Origin of the sequence: Streptomyces sp. NPDC058326 (genome assembly GCF_042879855.1) — a bacterium.
GTDB lineage: Bacteria > Actinomycetota > Actinomycetes > Streptomycetales > Streptomycetaceae > Streptomyces.
This window is the reverse complement of the sequence record NZ_JBHVZO010000025.1, coordinates 13,566-30,635: the sequence shown is the minus strand read 5'-3', so window position 1 is coordinate 30,635 and position 17,070 is coordinate 13,566. Positions and strand designations below refer to the sequence as shown.

The 17,070-nt window shown below is 71.0% G+C and carries 14 protein-coding genes; 11 read left to right on the top strand and 3 right to left on the bottom strand.

Translation table 11 applies throughout. The features are described 5' to 3' along the window. The first annotated feature begins 88 nt into the window (after positions 1-88). The 5 genes from secD (at position 89) to ACFVYX_RS32430 (ending at position 6,677) form a co-directional block, all read left to right on the top strand. Entirely contained in the window at positions 89-1,867 is a 1,779-nt protein-coding gene (secD, locus tag ACFVYX_RS32450) for a protein translocase subunit SecD (RefSeq protein WP_389685065.1), read from the top strand. 1 nt (position 1,868) lies between these two features. Then, positions 1,869-2,951: a protein translocase subunit SecF gene (secF, locus tag ACFVYX_RS32445; RefSeq protein ID WP_389685064.1), complete on the top strand. Its 1,083-nt coding sequence runs from the start codon at positions 1,869-1,871 to the stop codon at positions 2,949-2,951. Continuing rightward, positions 2,948-3,499, top strand: coding sequence for an adenine phosphoribosyltransferase (locus tag ACFVYX_RS32440; protein ID WP_389685063.1), 552 nt, complete (start codon positions 2,948-2,950; stop codon positions 3,497-3,499). Before secF ends, ACFVYX_RS32440 begins: the two co-directional genes overlap by 4 nt. A 121-nt stretch (positions 3,500-3,620) precedes the next feature. After that, complete coding sequence (locus ACFVYX_RS32435) at positions 3,621-4,025, top strand: hypothetical protein (RefSeq protein ID WP_389685062.1); 405 nt, start codon at positions 3,621-3,623, stop codon at positions 4,023-4,025. A gap of 171 nt (positions 4,026-4,196) precedes the next feature. Continuing rightward, complete coding sequence (locus ACFVYX_RS32430) at positions 4,197-6,677, top strand: RelA/SpoT family protein (RefSeq protein ID WP_389685061.1); 2,481 nt, start codon at positions 4,197-4,199, stop codon at positions 6,675-6,677. 69 nt (positions 6,678-6,746) lie between these two features. Here ACFVYX_RS32430 and ACFVYX_RS32425 read toward each other — a convergent pair whose 3' ends face one another. Then, positions 6,747-7,976 carry a DUF349 domain-containing protein gene (locus tag ACFVYX_RS32425; protein WP_389685060.1) on the bottom strand — a complete coding sequence of 410 codons (1,230 nt, stop codon included), beginning with the start codon at positions 7,974-7,976 and terminating at the stop codon, positions 6,747-6,749. Positions 7,977-8,175: 199 nt separating this feature from the next. Continuing rightward, entirely contained in the window at positions 8,176-8,976 is an 801-nt protein-coding gene (locus tag ACFVYX_RS32420; protein ID WP_389685059.1) for a peptidylprolyl isomerase, read from the bottom strand. A 164-nt stretch (positions 8,977-9,140) separates the two neighbouring features. Between ACFVYX_RS32420 and ACFVYX_RS32415 the strand changes: the two genes are divergently transcribed. From ACFVYX_RS32415 to rpsD, 5 genes are all read left to right on the top strand, one after another. Continuing rightward, positions 9,141-9,848, top strand: a complete 708-nt coding sequence (locus tag ACFVYX_RS32415) for an MBL fold metallo-hydrolase (protein ID WP_389685058.1) — start codon at positions 9,141-9,143, stop codon at positions 9,846-9,848. Between the two features lie 8 nt (positions 9,849-9,856). After that, a complete protein-coding gene (hisS, locus tag ACFVYX_RS32410) occupies positions 9,857-11,119 on the top strand; it encodes a histidine--tRNA ligase (protein ID WP_389685057.1) in 1,263 nt (420 codons plus the stop codon). Between the two features lie 153 nt (positions 11,120-11,272). Next, entirely contained in the window at positions 11,273-11,899 is a 627-nt protein-coding gene (locus ACFVYX_RS32405; protein WP_389685056.1) for a vitamin K epoxide reductase family protein, read from the top strand. 42 nt (positions 11,900-11,941) lie between these two features. Further along, positions 11,942-13,294: a replication-associated recombination protein A gene (locus ACFVYX_RS32400; RefSeq protein WP_389685123.1), complete on the top strand. Its 1,353-nt coding sequence runs from the start codon at positions 11,942-11,944 to the stop codon at positions 13,292-13,294. A gap of 378 nt (positions 13,295-13,672) precedes the next feature. Next, positions 13,673-14,287, top strand: coding sequence for a 30S ribosomal protein S4 (gene rpsD, locus ACFVYX_RS32395; RefSeq protein WP_015032311.1), 615 nt, complete (start codon positions 13,673-13,675; stop codon positions 14,285-14,287). 10 nt (positions 14,288-14,297) lie between these two features. On the opposite strand, the gene ACFVYX_RS32390 is transcribed toward rpsD, so the two are convergent. After that, positions 14,298-16,472, bottom strand: coding sequence for an ATP-binding protein (locus tag ACFVYX_RS32390; RefSeq protein WP_389685055.1), 2,175 nt, complete (start codon positions 16,470-16,472; stop codon positions 14,298-14,300). A gap of 156 nt (positions 16,473-16,628) precedes the next feature. Here ACFVYX_RS32390 and ACFVYX_RS32385 point away from each other — a divergent pair, with 156 nt between their 5' ends. Further along, on the top strand, positions 16,629-17,066 hold the full coding sequence (locus tag ACFVYX_RS32385; protein WP_389685054.1) for a DUF948 domain-containing protein: 438 nt from the start codon (positions 16,629-16,631) through the stop codon (positions 17,064-17,066). Positions 17,067-17,070 lie beyond the last annotated feature (4 nt).

Below are 17,070 nucleotides of genomic sequence, written 5' to 3'. Positions count from 1 at the left end.
CACGTCTGCGGGGGAAGGTCCCCACACACACTTCGTGGCCGTCTCACGCATACCCGGCGGAAGACGGTTGGACAGGGAGATACGACAGGTGGCAGCACCGAAGAAGGGCCGAAGGCCGGCGGGGGGACAGAGCCGGCCGGGCCGCGCCCTGGCACTCATCCTGATCGCCATGGTCGCGCTCACCGGCGGCATGTTCTGGTCGGGGCACACCACCCCGCGCCTGGGCATCGACCTCGCCGGCGGTACCTCGATCACGCTCAAGGCCAAGGCTGAGCCCGGCCAGGAGTCGGCGGTCAACGAGACCAACATGAACACCGCCGTCGGCATCATCGAGCGCCGTGTCAACGGTCTCGGTGTCTCCGAGGCCGAGGTCCAGACGCAGGGCCGCGAGAACATCATCGTCAACATCCCTCGCGGGACGAACGAGAAGCAGGCCCGGGAGCAGGTCGGTACCACCGCCCAGCTCTACTTCCGGCCCGTGCTCGCCGTCGCGGCCGCCGCGCCGCAGCCGGTGCCCAGCGCCTCCTCCGGCTCCCCTTCGGCCTCGCCGAAGCCGTCCGCCTCCGCCTCCGGCGCGACGGTGGGCGAGAAGCCGGCGACCCCGACGGCCACCGCCTCCACCCAGGGCCGTGCGCTCACCGAGGCCCTCAAGGCCCCGACGCCCACGCCCACCGGGAGCGCTTCGGCGTCCTCCTCCGCGCCCCCCAAGGCGACGGAGCCCCCGAAGCCGAGCCAGACGCCCGACGCCTCCACCGCGGCGCTCGAGAAGAAGTTCGCCACCCTGAACTGCCTCGACCCGAAGCAGCGCTCCGCCGCCGGTCAGGGCGTCAAGCCCGGCGAGCCGACCGTGGCCTGCGGCAAGAACGCCATCGACCAGTGGGAGAAGTACCTCCTCGGCCCGGCCGAGGTCGAGGGCAAGGACGTCGACGACGCCCAGGCCGCGATCGACCAGCGGACCGGCCAGTGGATCGTGGACATGGAGTTCACGGGCGCCGGTTCGAAGAAGTTCCAGTCGATCACCAGCAAGCTCTCGCAGCAGACCGAGCCGCAGAACCAGTTCGCGATCGTCCTTGACGGCGAGGTCGTCTCCGCGCCCCGCGTGCAGACCACGCTCAGCGCCAGCGCGCAGATCTCCGGCAGCTTCAACCAGCAGTCCGCCCAGGACCTCGGCAACATCCTGTCCTACGGTGCCCTGCCGCTCTCCTTCGAGACCCAGAGCGTCGACACCGTCACCGCCGCGCTCGGCGGCGACCAGCTGGAGGCCGGCCTGATCGCCGGCGCCATCGGCCTCGGTCTGGTCATCATCTACCTGGTCGCCTACTACCGCGGCCTGTCGCTGATCGCCATCCTCAGCCTCGGCGTCTCCGCGCTCCTCACCTACGTGATCATGTCGCTCCTCGGCCCGGCCATCGGCTTCGCGCTGAACCTGCCGGCGGTCTGTGGAGCCATCGTCGCCATCGGTATCACCGCGGACTCGTTCATCGTCTACTTCGAGCGCATCCGGGACGAACTGCGCGAGGGCCGCACGCTCCGCCCGGCCGTCGAGCGCGCCTGGCCGCGTGCCCGCCGCACCATCATGGTCTCCGACTTCGTGTCGTTCCTGGCCGCGGCCGTGCTGTTCATCGTCACCGTCGGCAAGGTCCAGGGCTTCGCGTTCACGCTCGGCCTGACCACCCTGCTCGACGTCGTCGTGGTGTTCCTCTTCACCAAGCCGGTCATGACGCTCCTCGCGCGGACCAAGTTCTTCGGCGACGGTCACCCCTGGTCCGGCCTCGACCCGAAGCGACTCGGCGCCAAGCCGCCGCTGCGCCGCTCCCGTCGTGCCACCGCCTCTGCCGCTGGCCCTGTCGACCCGAAGGAGGCGTGAGATGTCGAAGCTCGGCGATCTCGGAGCCCGGCTCCACCGCGGTGAGGTCGGCTACGACTTCATCGGCAACCGCAAGATCTGGTACGGCCTGTCCATCCTGATCACCATCACCGCCATCGTCGCCCTGGCCGTCCGCGGCCTGAACATGGGCATCGAGTTCCAGGGCGGCGCGGTCTTCACCACCCCGAAGTCGGAAGTCTCCGTCAGCCAGGCGCAGGAGTACGCGGAAGAGGCCTCCGGCCACGACGCGATCGTCCAGCAGCTCGGCAACGGCTCCCTGCGCATCCAGGTCGGCGGCCTCGACACCGCGCAGTCCGACCAGGTCCGCTCGGAGCTCGCCAAGGACCTGAACGTCCCCGAGGACAAGATCGCGGCGGAGCTCGTCGGCCCCAGCTGGGGTGAGCAGATCGCCACCAAGGCCTGGACGGGCCTGGGGGTCTTCATGATCCTCGTGGTGATCTATCTGGCCATCGCCTTCGAGTGGAGAATGGCGGTCGCGGCACTCATCGCCCTCATCCACGACCTCACGATCACCGTGGGCATCTACTCGCTGGTCGGCTTCGAGGTCACGGTCGGTACGGTGATCGGTCTGCTGACCATTCTCGGATATTCGCTGTACGACACAGTCGTCGTCTTCGACTCCCTCAAGGAACAGACGAAGGACATCACGAAGCAGACCCGCTTCACCTACAGCGAGCTGGCGAACCGCTCGATCAACGGCACCCTGGTCCGTTCGATCAACACCACCGTCGTGGCGCTGCTGCCGGTCGCCGGTCTGCTCTTCATCGGTGGTGGCGTCCTCGGCGCCGGCATGCTCAACGACATCTCGCTGTCGCTGTTCGTGGGTCTCGCCGCCGGCGCGTACTCGTCGATCTTCATCGCCACCCCGCTCGTCGCCGACCTCAAGGAGCGCGAGCCGGCGATCAAGGCGCTCAAGAAGCGCATCCTCGTCAAGCGGGCCGGTGCCGCGGCCAAGGGCGAGTCGGCGGACGGGACGGACGGCGCGTACGCCGACGACGCGGAGACCGCCGTCGTCGGTCAGCGCGCGAGCCGTCGCGGCCGCGCGCAGGAGCACCGAGGATGACCGCCGACACCCAGGACGTGACCGCGCTCCTGCTGAGCCGCATCCGCGACGTCCCCGATTACCCGAAGCCGGGCGTGCTGTTCAAGGACATCACGCCGCTGCTCGCGGACCCGGAGGCGTTCACGGCTCTCACCGACGCCCTCGCGGCGCTGTGCTCCGCGCACGGCGCCACGAAGATCGTCGGTCTCGAGGCACGCGGCTTCATCCTGGCCGCCCCGGTGGCCGTCCGCGCGGGCCTGGGATTCATCCCGGTCCGCAAGGCCGGCAAGCTCCCCGGGGCGACGCTCCGCCAGGCGTACGAGCTGGAGTACGGCACCGCCGAGATCGAGGTGCACGCCGAGGACCTGGCGGCGGGCGACCGCGTCATGGTCATCGACGACGTCCTCGCCACCGGCGGCACGGCCGAGGCCTCCATCGAGCTCATCCGCCGCGCCGGCGCCGAGGTGGCGGGCGTCGCGGTCCTGATGGAGCTGGGCTTCCTCCCGGGCCGCAGTCGCCTGGAGCCGGCCCTGAACGGCGCTCCGCTCACGGCACTCATCCGAGTGTGATCGTTCAAGTCCGACGATCTCCCGCCCGATAACGGTCGAGGGATACGGCGAAGGGCGCCCGGGTTCTCCCGAGGCGCCCTTCGCCGTTCCCGACCGTCACGCGCCGCCAGGAGGAAGTCGTATGAACATGTCGCGGAAGACCGTCGCAGGGGCCGTCTCCCTGATCGCGCTCGCCGCTCTCGGGACCGCCGCGAACCCCGCGAGCGCGGACCGGCCCGCCCAGGCGCCGGCGGCCGGCGTCTGCGCCGGCTGGAAGAACGCCGGGAGCGTGCCCCTGAAGTGGTCCGAGGTCAGCGACGGCTGCGGTCACTTCGGGGCCGAGGGCATGAAGATGGCGTACGCCTGGAAGGTCTACAAGGGCGGCAGCATCTGCCTCCGGGCCAAGGGCTTCGACGCACGGCGCAAGGAGTTCTGGTCGAGCCCGCTGTGCGGGAAGAGCGGCTCCCTCAAGGTCCACTGGGGCAATGTCGCCGCCACCAAGGAGATCCAGGTGAAGGGTGGCCCCTCCCTGCTCCGCTGGAACTGACGAGAGCGACCGGCCCGGCCGCGGGCACCGCTCCCGCCGGCCCCTTCGCAGGTGACGGCCACCGCGTGCGCATCGCGACTCCCGGCTCGATACCATGGGCTTTCCGGGCCTGACCGGGGGACCCGGTATCTCCCCCAGACTCCGTCCGGGGGGACCGCCAGAGGAGCGCTCTTGCCAGACGAGGCCCAGCCACTCTCCGCCGCGCAGCCCGACCCGAAGGCCGACAAGGCCGCGCCGGGGACCGGCACGCCCCAGAACAAGCCGGCGGAGACCGGGACCGCGCCTGCCGCGTCCGCGCAGCCGGCCCCCGAGGCCCCGGCCCCGGCCCGGCCCGCACCGGCCGCGCCCGCCCGCTCGGGCGGCTCGTCCAACCGCGTCCGCGCCCGCCTCGCCCGGCTCGGCGTCCAGCGCTCCTCCCCGTACAACCCGGTCCTCGAACCGCTGCTGCGGATCGTCCGCTCCAACGACCCCAAGATCGAGACGGCCACGCTCCGCCAGATCGAGCGGGCCTACCAGGTCGCCGAGCGCTGGCACCGTGGCCAGAAGCGCAAGAGCGGCGACCCGTACATCACGCACCCGCTCGCCGTCACCACGATCCTCGCCGAGCTCGGCATGGACCCGGCGACCCTGATGGCCGGTCTGCTCCACGACACCGTCGAGGACACCGAGTACGGCCTCGACACCCTGCGCCGGGACTTCGGCGACCAGGTCGCGCTCCTCGTCGACGGCGTCACCAAGCTCGACAAGGTCAAGTTCGGCGAGGCCGCCCAGGCCGAGACCGTCCGCAAGATGGTCGTCGCCATGGCCAAGGACCCCCGCGTCCTGGTCATCAAGCTCGCCGACCGCCTGCACAACATGCGTACCATGCGGTACCTCAAGCGGGAGAAGCAGGAGAAGAAGGCCCGCGAGACCCTGGAGATCTACGCCCCGCTGGCGCACCGGCTGGGCATGAACACCATCAAGTGGGAGTTGGAGGACCTCGCCTTCGCGATCCTCTACCCCAAGATGTACGACGAGATCGTCCGGCTCGTCGCGGAGCGCGCCCCCAAGCGGGACGAGTACCTCGCCATAGTGACCGACGAGGTCCAGGCGGACCTGCGGGCCGCCCGGATCAAGGCGACCGTCACCGGCCGCCCCAAGCACTACTACAGCGTCTACCAGAAGATGATCGTCCGCGGCCGGGACTTCGCGGAGATCTACGACCTGGTGGGCATCCGTGTCCTCGTCGACACGGTGCGGGACTGCTACGCCGCCCTCGGCACCGTCCACGCGCGATGGAATCCGGTCCCCGGCCGGTTCAAGGACTACATCGCGATGCCGAAGTTCAACATGTACCAGTCGCTGCACACGACGGTCATCGGACCCAACGGCAAGCCCGTCGAGCTCCAGATCCGCACCTTCGACATGCACCGGCGCGCCGAGTACGGCATCGCCGCCCACTGGAAGTACAAGCAGGAGGCGGTCGCCGGGGCCTCCAAGGTGCGCGCCGACGTGCCGAAGAAGGCCGGCAAGGACGACCACCTCAACGACATGGCCTGGCTGCGCCAGCTCCTCGACTGGCAGAAGGAGACCGAGGACCCCAGCGAGTTCCTGGAGTCCCTGCGCTTCGACCTCTCCCGCAACGAGGTCTTCGTCTTCACGCCCAAGGGCGACGTGATCGCGCTCCCCGCCGGCGCCACCCCCGTCGACTTCTCCTACGCTGTCCACACCGAGGTCGGCCACCGCACCATAGGGGCGCGGGTCAACGGCCGGCTCGTCCCGCTCGAATCGACCCTCGACAACGGCGACCTGGTGGAGGTCTTCACCTCCAAGGCCGCGGGCGCCGGGCCCTCACGGGACTGGCTGGGCTTTGTCAAGTCCCCGCGCGCCCGCAACAAGATCCGTGCCTGGTTCTCCAAGGAGCGCCGGGACGAGGCCATCGAGCAGGGCAAGGACGCCATCGCGCGGGCGATGCGCAAGCAGAACCTGCCGATCCAGCGGATCCTGACCGGCGACTCGCTCGTCACCCTCGCCCACGAGCTCCGCTACAGCGACATCTCCTCGCTGTACGCGGCGATCGGCGAGGGCCATGTCACCGCCCAGTCCATCGTGCAGAAGCTGGTCCAGGCGCTCGGCGGCGAGGAGGCCGCCACCGAGGACATCGACGAGGCCTCGCCGCCCGCCCGCGGCCGTTCCAAGCGCCGCTCGAGCGCCGACCCCGGCGTCGTCGTCAAGGGCGTCGAGGACGTCTGGGTGAAGCTGGCCCGCTGCTGCACCCCCGTGCCGGGCGACCCGATCATCGGCTTCGTCACCCGTGGCAGTGGCGTATCGGTTCACCGCAGCGACTGCGTCAACGTGGAGTCGCTCTCCCGGGAGCCGGAGCGGATCCTGGAGGTCGAGTGGGCGCCGACCCAGTCCTCGGTCTTCCTCGTCGCCATCCAGGTCGAGGCGCTCGACCGGTCCCGGCTGCTCTCGGACGTCACCCGGGTCCTCTCGGACCAGCACGTCAACATCCTCTCGGCGGCCGTGCAGACCTCCCGCGACCGGGTGGCCACCTCGCGCTTCACCTTCGAGATGGGCGACCCGAAGCACCTGGGCCACGTCCTGAAGGCCGTACGGGGTGTGGAGGGCGTCTACGACGTCTACCGCGTGACCTCGGCCCGCCGACCGTAACCACGGGCACGACGAAGGCCCCCCGGCGGCGAGCCGGGGGGCCTTCGTCGTACGGTCACGGCGTCCGTGTCAGCCGCCGAACTCCTCCAGGCCCTTCATGGCCTGGTCGAGCAGGGCCTGGCGGCCCTCAAGCTCGCGGGAGAGCTTGTCGGCCTTGGCGTCGTTGCCGGCGGCACGGGCCGCGTCGATCTGCTTGCGCAGCTTCTCGACCGCGTCCTGGAGCTGCCCGGTCAGACCCGCGGCACGCGCGCGCGCCTCCGGGTTCGTCCGGCGCCACTCGGTCTCCTCGGCCTCCTGGATCGCCCGCTCCACCGCGTGCATCCGGCCCTCGACCTTGGGACGGGCGTCCCGCGGAACGTGACCGACGGCCTCCCACCGTTCGTTGAGGGAACGGAAGGCCGCGCGCGCCGCCTTCAGGTCCGTCACCGGCAGGAGCTTCTCGGCCTCGGTCGCGAGCTCCTCCTTCAGCTTGAGGTTCTCGGTCTGCTCCGCGTCCCGCTCGGCGAAGACCTCGCCGCGCGCCGCGAAGAAGACGTCCTGGGCACCGCGGAAGCGGTTCCACAGGTCGTCCTCGTGCTCGCGCTGGGCACGGCCGGCCGCCTTCCAGTCCGCCATCAGCTCGCGGTAGCGGGCCGCCGTGGTGCCCCAGTCGGTGGAGTTCGACAGCGACTCCGCCTCGGCGACCAGGCGCTCCTTGGTCTTGCGGGCGTCCTCACGCTGGGCGTCCAGCGAGGCGAAGTGGGCCTTGCGGCGCTTCGAGAACGCCGAGCGGGCGTGCGAGAAGCGGTGCCACAGCTCGTCGTCGGACTTGCGGTCGAGCCGGGGGAGGCCCTTCCAGGTGTCCACGAGCGCTCGCAGCCGCTCGCCCGCGGAGCGCCACTGCTCGCTCTGGGCCAGCTCCTCGGCCTCCGTGACGAGCTTCTCCTTCGCGGCGCGCGCCTCGTCGGTCTGCTTCGCCTTCTGGGCCTTCCGCTCCTCGCGGCGCGAGTCGACCGTCTCGACGAGCTTGTCGAGCCGGGTCGCGAGCGCGGCCAGGTCGCCGACGGCGTGGTGCTCGGTGACCTGCTGCCGGATGTGCTCGATCGCCGCCGTGGCGTCCTTCGCCGAGAGGTCGGTGGTCCTCACCCGCTTCTCGAGGAGGCCGATCTCGACCACCAAGCCCTCGTACTTGCGCTCGAAGTAGGCCAGGGCCTCCTCAGGGGTGCCGGCCTGCCACGATCCGACGACCTTCTCACCCTCGGCCGTCCGCACGTACACGGTGCCCGTCTCGTCGACGCGGCCCCACGGGTCGCTGCTCACAGCGCCTCCTCACCATGATGCCGTCGCGGGGTCGTACCCCCCGGGCATCGTCCACAGTTTCCCGGCGGGCCTCGCCCGCCTTCCGCAGCGCGGCCGACGGCCCAACGCTGCACAACGCCAATCTAGGCGAACGGCGGCCCGGCTGTCCGCACTCAGCACGACCGAGATTCGACGGTACGCGCGCGTGCGGACGCCCGGCTCACTTCTTCGCGACGGTCGCCTTCTCGATGGTGACGGCCTTCTTCGGGGCGCCGTCCGTGGCGCCGCCCTCGACACCTGCCTCGGCCACGTCCTGGACCACCTTCAGGCCGGCCGCGTCGATCTTCCCGAACGGGGTGTAGGTCGGCGGCAGCTTGGTGTCCTTGTACACGAGGAAGTACTGCGAACCGCCCGTCCCCGGCTGCCCGGTGTTGGCCATGGCCACGGTGCCGGCCGGGAAGGTCACCTTGCCGTCCGCGCCGGCCTTGCCGAGGGCGTCCAGGTTCTCGTCCGGGATGTTGTAGCCGGGGCCGCCGGTGCCGTCGCCCTTGGGGTCACCGCACTGGAGCACGAAGATGCCGTCGGTGGTGAGCCGGTGGCACTTGGTCCCGTCGAAGTACTTCTTGTCGGCGAGGTGCTTGAAGGAGTTCACCGTGCGCGGGGTCTTGGCCGCGTCCATGGTGATCGTGATGTCGCCCTCGTTGGTCTTCAGCGCCATGGTGTACGTGGCCTTCGGGTCCACGGACAGCTTCGGCTCCGGGCTTGCCTGTTCGCTCTCCGAGGGCGTGGGCGCGGAGCTGCTCGGCGTGTCGCCGGCCGCGTTGTCGGAGCCCTTGCCGGAGCCGTCCGTCAGCGCCACGGACGCGTACACGGCGCCGCCCGCCGCGAGCACCACCGCGAGGGCCGCGGCGACGACGGTGTTGCGGCGCTTCGCCTTGCGCCGGTTCTCCTCCCGCCGCTGCTGCTGCCGCGCGTACTTCTCCCTGGCAAGCTGCCGCCGCCGCTGATCGCTGGTGACCACCGGGTCCGCTCCTTGTCGCTCGTCTGTTCCTGTTCTGGCCGGATGTGCCCGTACGGTATACGGGTTGGCTGTGGAACCGGCACCGCCGGTAGGCTCTGATCTGCCGAATCTCGTGATTCCCGTGATTTCCGCGCCCTGTGCCGGACGACATCCAAGGACGAAACGTGCTGATTGCCGGGTTCCCCGCCGGGGCCTGGGGGACCAACTGCTATCTGGTCGCCCCCGCCGCAGGCGAGGAGTGCGTGATCATCGACCCCGGCCACCAGGCCGCCCAGGGTGTCGAGGAGACGCTGAAGAAGCATCGGCTCAAGCCCGTCGCCGTCGTCCTCACCCATGGACACATCGACCACGTCGCCTCCGTCGTCCCGGTGTGCGGCGCCCATGACGTCCCCGCGTGGATCCACCCGTCCGACCGCTACATGATGAGCGACCCGGAGAAGGCCCTCGGCCGCTCCATCGGGATGCCCCTCATGGGCGAGCTGACCGTCGGGGAGCCCGACGACGTGCGGGAACTCACCGACGGCGCCGAGCTGAAGCTCGCCGGTATGGAGTTCTCCGTCGCCCACGCGCCCGGTCATACCAAGGGGTCGGTGACCTTCAGGATGCCGGAGACCACGGAGATCCCCTCCGTGTTCTTCTCCGGGGACCTGCTGTTCGCCGGCTCCATCGGACGCACCGACCTTCCCGGCGGTGACATGGACGAGATGCTCGCTTCGCTGGCCCGTGTGTGCCTGCCGCTCGACAACTCGACCGTGGTGCTGTCGGGACACGGTCCCCAGACGACCATCGGCCAGGAGCGCGCCACGAACCCCTATCTGCGGGACGTGGCCGCCGGCCTCGGGAGCGCGAAGGCTCCCCGACGAGGAATGTGACGACCCACGTGAGCACCTTCAAGGCCCCCAAGGGCACGTACGACCTGCTGCCGCCCCGCTCCGCGACGTTCCTCGCGGTGCGCGAGGCGATCTCCACACCGCTGCAGAACTCCGGCTACGGCTACGTCGAGACCCCCGGTTTCGAGGACGTGAAGCTGTTCTCCCGCGGTGTCGGCGAGTCCACCGACATCGTCAGCAAGGAGATGTACACCCTCACCACCAAGGGCGGCGAGGAGCTGGGCCTGCGCCCGGAGGGCACCGCGTCCGTCCTGCGCGCGGCACTCCAGGGCAACCTGCACAAGCTCGGCAACCTGCCGGTCAAGCTCTGGTACTCCGGCTCGTACTACCGCTACGAGCGTGCCCAGGCGGGCCGCTACCGCCACTTCTCCCAGGTCGGCGCCGAGGCCATCGGCGCCGAGGATCCCGCGCTCGACGCGGAACTGATCATCCTCGCCGACCAGGCGTACCGCTCGCTCGGCCTGCGGAACTTCCGCATCCTGCTGAACTCGCTGGGCGACAAGGAGTGCCGTCCCGTCTACCGCGAGGCGCTCCAGGGCTTCCTGCGCGGCCTCGACCTCGACGAGGACACCCGCCGCCGCGCCGAGATCAACCCGCTGCGCGTCCTCGACGACAAGCGCGAGGCCGTGCAGAAGCAGCTGGTCGGCGCACCGCTCCTGCGCGACTACCTGTGCGACGCGTGCAAGGCGTACCACGAGGAGGTGCGCGCCCTGATCACCGCGGCGGGCGTCGCCTTCGAGGACGACGACAAGCTGGTGCGAGGCCTCGACTACTACACCCGCACCACCTTCGAGTTCGTCCACGGCGGTCTCGGCTCGCAGTCGGCGGTCGGCGGCGGCGGCCGTTACGACGGCCTCTCCGAGATGATCGGCGGCCCCGCGCTGCCGTCCGTGGGCTGGGCGCTCGGCGTCGACCGCACGGTCCTCGCCCTGGAGGCGGAGGGCGTCGAGCTCGACATCCCCGCCGCCACCAGCGTCTTCGCGGTCGCCATCGGCGAGGAGGCGCGCCGCGTCCTCTTCGGCAAGGTCACCGAGCTGCGCAGGGAGGGCATCGCCGCGGACTTCTCCTTCGGCGGCAAGGGCCTCAAGGGCGCCATGAAGGACGCGAACCGCTCGGGCGCCCGCCTCGCCGTGGTCGCCGGTGAGCGCGATCTCGCCGAGGGCGTCGTCCAGCTCAAGGACATGGAGTCCGGCGAGCAGCAGGCGGTCCCCGTCGACGGTCTCCTGGACGCGGTGCGGGCCAAGCTGGCCTGAGGGCCGTAGGAACGCCGAGGGGCCCGGACCACGCGCGCGCGTGGTCCGGGCCCCTTCCGCGTGTCCTCCTTATCCCGTGCGAACGGCGGACGCGGGGGGCGGTGCGGCAGAATGACGGTGCCCGACAGGCGGACGATCGAGGGACAAGGCGACATGACGAAGGCAGCGGTGGAAGAGACCGCGTCCGGCCCGGGCGGCGCCGGCACGATCGGCGCGAGCAGGGCTTTCGCCTGGCTGCTCGTGATCACCGGAGCGGCCGGCGTGCTCGCCGCCTGGGTCATCACGATCGACAAGTTCAAGCTTCTCGAGGACCCGAACTTCACGCCGGGGTGCAGCCTCAACCCGATCGTCTCCTGCGGCAACATCATGAAGAGCGACCAGGCCTCGGTCTTCGGCTTCCCCAACCCGATGCTCGGCCTCGTCACGTACGCGATGGTGGTCGCGATCGGTCTGGCCCTGCTCGCCGGGGCCCGCTACCGCCGCTGGTACTGGCTGGGCCTCAACGCCGGGACGCTCTTCGGCGTCGGCTTCTGCACCTGGCTGATGTACCAGTCGCTGTACGAGATCAACTCGCTCTGCCTGTGGTGCTGCCTGGCCTGGGTCGCGACCATCGTCATGTTCTGGTACGTGACCTCGCACAACGTCCGCCACGGCGTCATCCCCGCCCCCCGCGGCCTCAGGACCTTCTTCGACGAGTTCACCTGGGTCCTGCCCGTCCTGCACATCGGGATCATCGGCATGCTGATCCTGACCCGCTGGTGGGACTTCTGGACCTCCTGACGGCGACCGCACTGTCAGTGCGGTGACCTAGGCTTCATGACTGTGGAGCCCGACCTCTTTACCGCAGCAGCCGAAGACCGCCAGGAGAAGGACCCGTCCAGCAGCCCGCTGGCCGTCCGGATGCGCCCGCGCACCCTCGACGAGGTGGTGGGCCAGCAGCACCTGCTCAAGCCCGGATCGCCGCTGCGCCGACTGGTGGGGGACGGGGACGGCGGCCCCGCGGGGGCATCCTCGGTGATCCTCTGGGGCCCGCCGGGCATCGGCAAGACCACCCTCGCGTACGTGGTCTCGAAGGCGACCAACAAGCGGTTCGTGGAGCTGTCGGCGATCACCGCGGGCGTCAAGGAGGTCCGGGCCGTCATCGACGGCGCCCGCCGCGCGGTCGGGGGCTACGGCAAGGAGACCGTCCTCTTCCTCGACGAGATCCACCGCTTCTCCAAGGCACAGCAGGACTCGCTCCTGCCCGCCGTCGAGAACCGCTGGGTGACGCTGATCGCCGCCACCACGGAGAACCCGTACTTCTCCATCATCTCCCCGCTCCTCTCCCGCTCCCTGCTCCTCACCCTGGAGCCGCTCACCGACGACGACCTGCGCGGTCTGATGGCGCGGGCCCTCACCGGCGAGCGCGGGCTCGGCGGCGCGGTGACCCTCCCGGAGGACGCCGAGGCCCACCTCCTCCGCGTCGCCGGCGGTGACGCCCGGCGCGCCCTGACCGCCCTGGAGGCGGCGGCCGGAGCCGCCATCGCCAAGGGCGAGCCGGAGATCACCCTGCAGACGGTCGAGGAGACCGTGGACCGTGCGGCCGTGAAGTACGACCGGGACGGCGACCAGCACTACGACGTGGCGAGCGCGCTCATCAAGTCGATCCGCGGCTCGGACGTGGACGCCGCCCTGCACTACCTGGCGCGGATGATCGAGGCGGGGGAGGACCCGCGGTTCATCGCCCGCCGGCTGATGATCTCGGCGAGTGAGGACATCGGGCTCGCCGATCCGAACGCGCTGCCGATCGCCGTCGCGGCGGCGCAGGCCGTCGCCATGATCGGCTTCCCCGAGGCGGCCCTCACCCTCAGCCACGCCACCATCGCCCTGGCCCTGGCCCCGAAGTCGAACGCGGCGACGACCGCGATCGGCGCCGCCCTCGCGGACGTGCGGAACGGCCTCGCCGGATCGGTACCGCCGCATCTGCGCGACGGCCACTACAAGGGCGCGGCCAAGCTCGGCCACGCCCAGGGCTATGTCTATCCGCACGACGTCCCGGGCGGCATCGCGGCCCAGCAGTACGCGCCGGACACCATCCACGGCAGGCAGTACTACGAGCCGACCCGCTACGGCGCGGAAGCCCGCTACGCGGACGTGGTGGACCGGGTGAGGGCGAGACTGAAGGGCGCCGAGTAGGACGGCGCCCGCCGGACTGGCCGGGCCGTCGGACCGCGTGCGTGAGCGCACCGCGGAGCCGGTACACTGGTCGGGATCGCTGCGTCCCGTGCCCGGCTCCGGCCGGCACCACCAGAACGGGACAGTCAGCCGGAGACCCGACCCTCGGGTCAGGTCTCCAGGAGCGTCGCGCACCTTCGAAGGTGTCGCGGGCAACCCACCACCACCCGGAATCCCGGGACCGGCGGTGGGCCGTTCGCGTGCTGCACGTATGTGCCCAGACCTGGGAGCGGCTGCCCGACAGGTCCGTCCCGTACGGACCCGGCGGGTTTCCCGGCTGCGGATGCGACCTCCCCTAACCCTGGTGAAGCCGTTTCGTACCAGTAGAGAGGTTGGTTCATGCCGAACCAGTCCCGTCCCAAGGTCAAGAAGTCGCGTGCCCTCGGCATCGCGCTGACCCCGAAGGCTGTCAAGTACTTCGAGGCCCGCCCCTACCCGCCGGGCGAGCACGGTCGTGGCCGCAAGCAGAACTCGGACTACAAGGTCCGTCTGCTCGAGAAGCAGCGTCTGCGCGCGCAGTACGACATCAGCGAGCGCCAGATGGCGCGCGCCTACGACCGCGCCAAGAAGGCCGAGGGCAAGACGGGCGAGGCGCTGGTCGTCGAGCTCGAGCGTCGCCTCGACGCCCTGGTCCTGCGTTCGGGCATCGCCCGCACCATCTACCAGGCCCGTCAGATGGTCGTCCACGGCCACATCCAGGTCAACGGTGGCAAGGTCGACAAGCCGTCGTTCCGCGTCCGTCCCGACGACGTCGTGATGGTCCGCGAGCGCAGCCGCACCAAGCCGCTGTTCGAGATGGCCCGCGAGGGTGGCTTCGCCGCCGACGGCGAGACCCCGCGCTACCTGCAGGTCAACCTGAAGGCCCTGGCCTTCCGCCTCGACCGCGACCCGAACCGCAAGGAAATCCCGGTCATCTGCGACGAGCAGCTGGTCGTCGAGTACTACGCCCGCTGATCCAGGCGTACTACCGCGGTTCACGGCCCGCCGCTTCCCCGCCCTTTCCGGTGGGGGAGCCGGCGGGCTTCCGCGTTCCCGGGACCGCCGACGACCCGGCCGTACGGAAGGGGCGCGGGGTGGACGGCTCCGCCCGGCCGCCGACGGCCGGACTCCGGCCGGCCGCGAGCGCGCGCTCCACGGCCTCCGCCGCCGAGAGCCCCTGCCCCTCCAGGAAAGCGGCGCCGTACGCCTCCGCCCCCAGCGCCTCCTCCGCCTGCCGCGCGCAGAGCGACCTGGGCCCGTCGAAGGCCTCCGAGCCGAAGAGCCGGACGCCCACCGTGTCCCACACCGGCACCGTCGCCCCCTGGAGCACCGCCGCCTCCACCGGGTCGCCCTCGCTCACCGTCACCAGGGCGAGCACCTCGATGGCCAGCACGAGCCCGACCAGGTCACGGAACGTGTGGTTGATCAGGACGCACTCGGTGAGCAGCTCCCGCGCCTCCCCGTACGCGCCCCGGGTCCACGCCGAGTACGCCAGCACATAGAGGGCGTACGCCCGGGTCCAGAGCTCGCCCCGCTCCTCGCAGATCTCCCGGACCTCCCGGCACAGGACGACCGCCCCCTCCAGGTCGCCCCTGAAGGCCCGGGCCATCGCCACCTCGACCTGCCCCATCAGCACGTTGCTGTTCAGCTCGCCGAGCTCCCGGTACGCGTCGAGCGCCCGCCCGATCAGCTCCTCGGCCCGCGCCATGTCGTCGGTGAGCAGCGCGAGACAGCCCATCCGGTGCGTCGCGTACGCCTCCGCCAGGGCGTTCCCCGAGGACCTGGCCCGCTCCCCGCACTCGTGGAGCGCGGCCACCGCGGCCGTACCGTCCCCCTGGAGCACCGCCACATAACCGAGCACCCACAGCGCCTTCAGCCGCGCCTCCTCGTGCCCGGACTCGAGCGCGAGCGCCCGGTCCAGCCAGTGCCGTCCCTCCGCGAGACGCCCGCAGCCCACCCACGCGAACCAGAGGGTGCCCGCCAGGTGCTGGGCGAGATGGGCGTCCTCCGGTCGTTCGAGACAGAGGTCGAGGGCGGCTCGCAGATGGGGCAGCGCCGCTTCCGTGAGGGCCGCCACCTCCGGCTGGCGCGGGCTGAACCACTCCAGCTCGCACCAGGTGGCAAGACCCATGTACCAGTCGCGGTGCCGCCGCCGCATCCGCTCCGTGTCGCCGAGCGCCGCCAGCCACTCCGCCCCGTAGGCGGCGACCGTGTCGAGCATCCGGTACGCGGGACCCGCGGGGGAGTCCTCCCTGGTGAGCAGCGACTGCGCGAGCAGCCCGCCGAGCAGCTCCAGGATCCGCTCCGGCGACAGCTCCCGGCCCCCGCACACGTACTCCACCGCGTCCAGGTCGAAGGGGCCGGGGAACACCGAGAGCCGCGCCCAGAGCAGCCGCTCCTCCGGGGTGCACAGCTCGTGGCTCCAGCCGATGGCCGTGCGCAGGGTCTGATGGCGGGGGAGTGCCCCGCGCGCGCCGTCCGTGAGCAGCCGGAAGCGGTCGTCGAGGCGGCACAGCATCTGCTCGACGGAGAGGAGCGGGAGCCGTCCGGCCGCCAGTTCCAGGGCGAGCGGAATCCCGTCGAGCCGTCGGCACAGCTCGCGTGTGGCGTCCTCACCGGCCGGGAGAGCGGGCGCGCCCGCCTCCGCGGCCCGCCCCGCGAGGAGCGTCACCGCGTCCGCCTCGCCGAGCGGCGCCAGGGGGAACACGGTCTCGCCCGCCACTCGCAGCGGCCGGCGGCCGACCGCGAGGACGGTGAGCCCGGGAGCGTACGCGAGGACCTCCCTCACCAGGGGCGCGCAGTGCTCCACGAGGTGCTCGAATCCGTCCACGACGAGCAGCAGCCGCCGCTCCGCGAGGTGGTCGAGGAGCACCTCGCGCGGGTCCCTGTGGGTGTGGTCGGTCAGGCCGAGCGCCTCGGCCAGGGCGTACTCGATGAGGCCCGGGTCGCGCAGCGGCGCGAGCTCGGCGAGCCGGACCCCGTCGCCGTAGCGTTTCTGCGCTCGCGTGGCAGCCCGCAGCGCGAGCCGGGTCTTGCCGACCCCGCCCACGCCCACCACCGTGACCAGGCGTGATTCTTCGAGGAGCGCCGTCAGTGCGGCCTGCTCGGCGGCCCGGCCGACGAACCCGTTCAGCTCCGCCGGGAGATTGCTGCGTCGCATGGGACACGGAGCGTACTCACCCACGCGCTCTCCGTACAATCAGTTCTCGTGACCCCCGTGGTACGGGCGGTAATGCGGTACGGCAGGACAGCCCGGGCGCGATAGGGTCGGGGAACGACTTTTCGCAAGGGCCCAACGAGCAGAGAGCGGTGCAGCGTGACCGGTGGAGAGGTTGCCGGGATCCTGGTGGCCGTCTTCTGGGCGATCCTGGTCTCCTTCCTCGCCGTGGTGCTGGTGAGGCTGGCGCAGACGCTCAGGGCGACCACCCAGCTGGTGGCGGACGTGACCGAGCAGGCCGTTCCCCTGCTCGCCGACGCCTCCGCGACCGTGCGCTCGGCGAAGACCCAGCTCGACCGGGTCGACGCGATCGCCTCGGACGTCCAGGAGGTCACCTCCAACGCCTCCGCGCTCTCCTCCACCGTCGCCACCGCCTTCGGCGGCCCCCTCGTCAAGGTCGCCGCCTTCGGCTACGGCGTGCGCAAGGCGCTCGGCCGGGGCGGGGACGGGGAGGACGCGCCGCGGGCCTCCTCGCGCCGTACTGTGATCGTCGGCCGTACCCTGCCGTCCTCGCGACGCCGGAAGCAGAAGGGCTGAGCCG

What these genes read in the sequence shown, in the direction of transcription:
- secF (WP_389685064.1), top strand. Translation starts at nt 1,869, where the DNA reads ATGTCGAAGCTCGGCGATCTCGGAGCCCGGCTCCACCGCGGTGAGGTC.
- ACFVYX_RS32440 (WP_389685063.1), top strand. Translation starts at nt 2,948, where the DNA reads ATGACCGCCGACACCCAGGACGTGACCGCGCTCCTGCTGAGCCGCATC.
- ACFVYX_RS32435 (WP_389685062.1), top strand. Translation starts at nt 3,621, where the DNA reads ATGAACATGTCGCGGAAGACCGTCGCAGGGGCCGTCTCCCTGATCGCG.
- ACFVYX_RS32405 (WP_389685056.1), top strand. Translation starts at nt 11,273, where the DNA reads ATGACGAAGGCAGCGGTGGAAGAGACCGCGTCCGGCCCGGGCGGCGCC.
- rpsD (WP_015032311.1), top strand. Translation starts at nt 13,673, where the DNA reads ATGCCGAACCAGTCCCGTCCCAAGGTCAAGAAGTCGCGTGCCCTCGGC.
- ACFVYX_RS32390 (WP_389685055.1), bottom strand. Translation starts at nt 16,472, where the DNA reads ATGCGACGCAGCAATCTCCCGGCGGAGCTGAACGGGTTCGTCGGCCGG.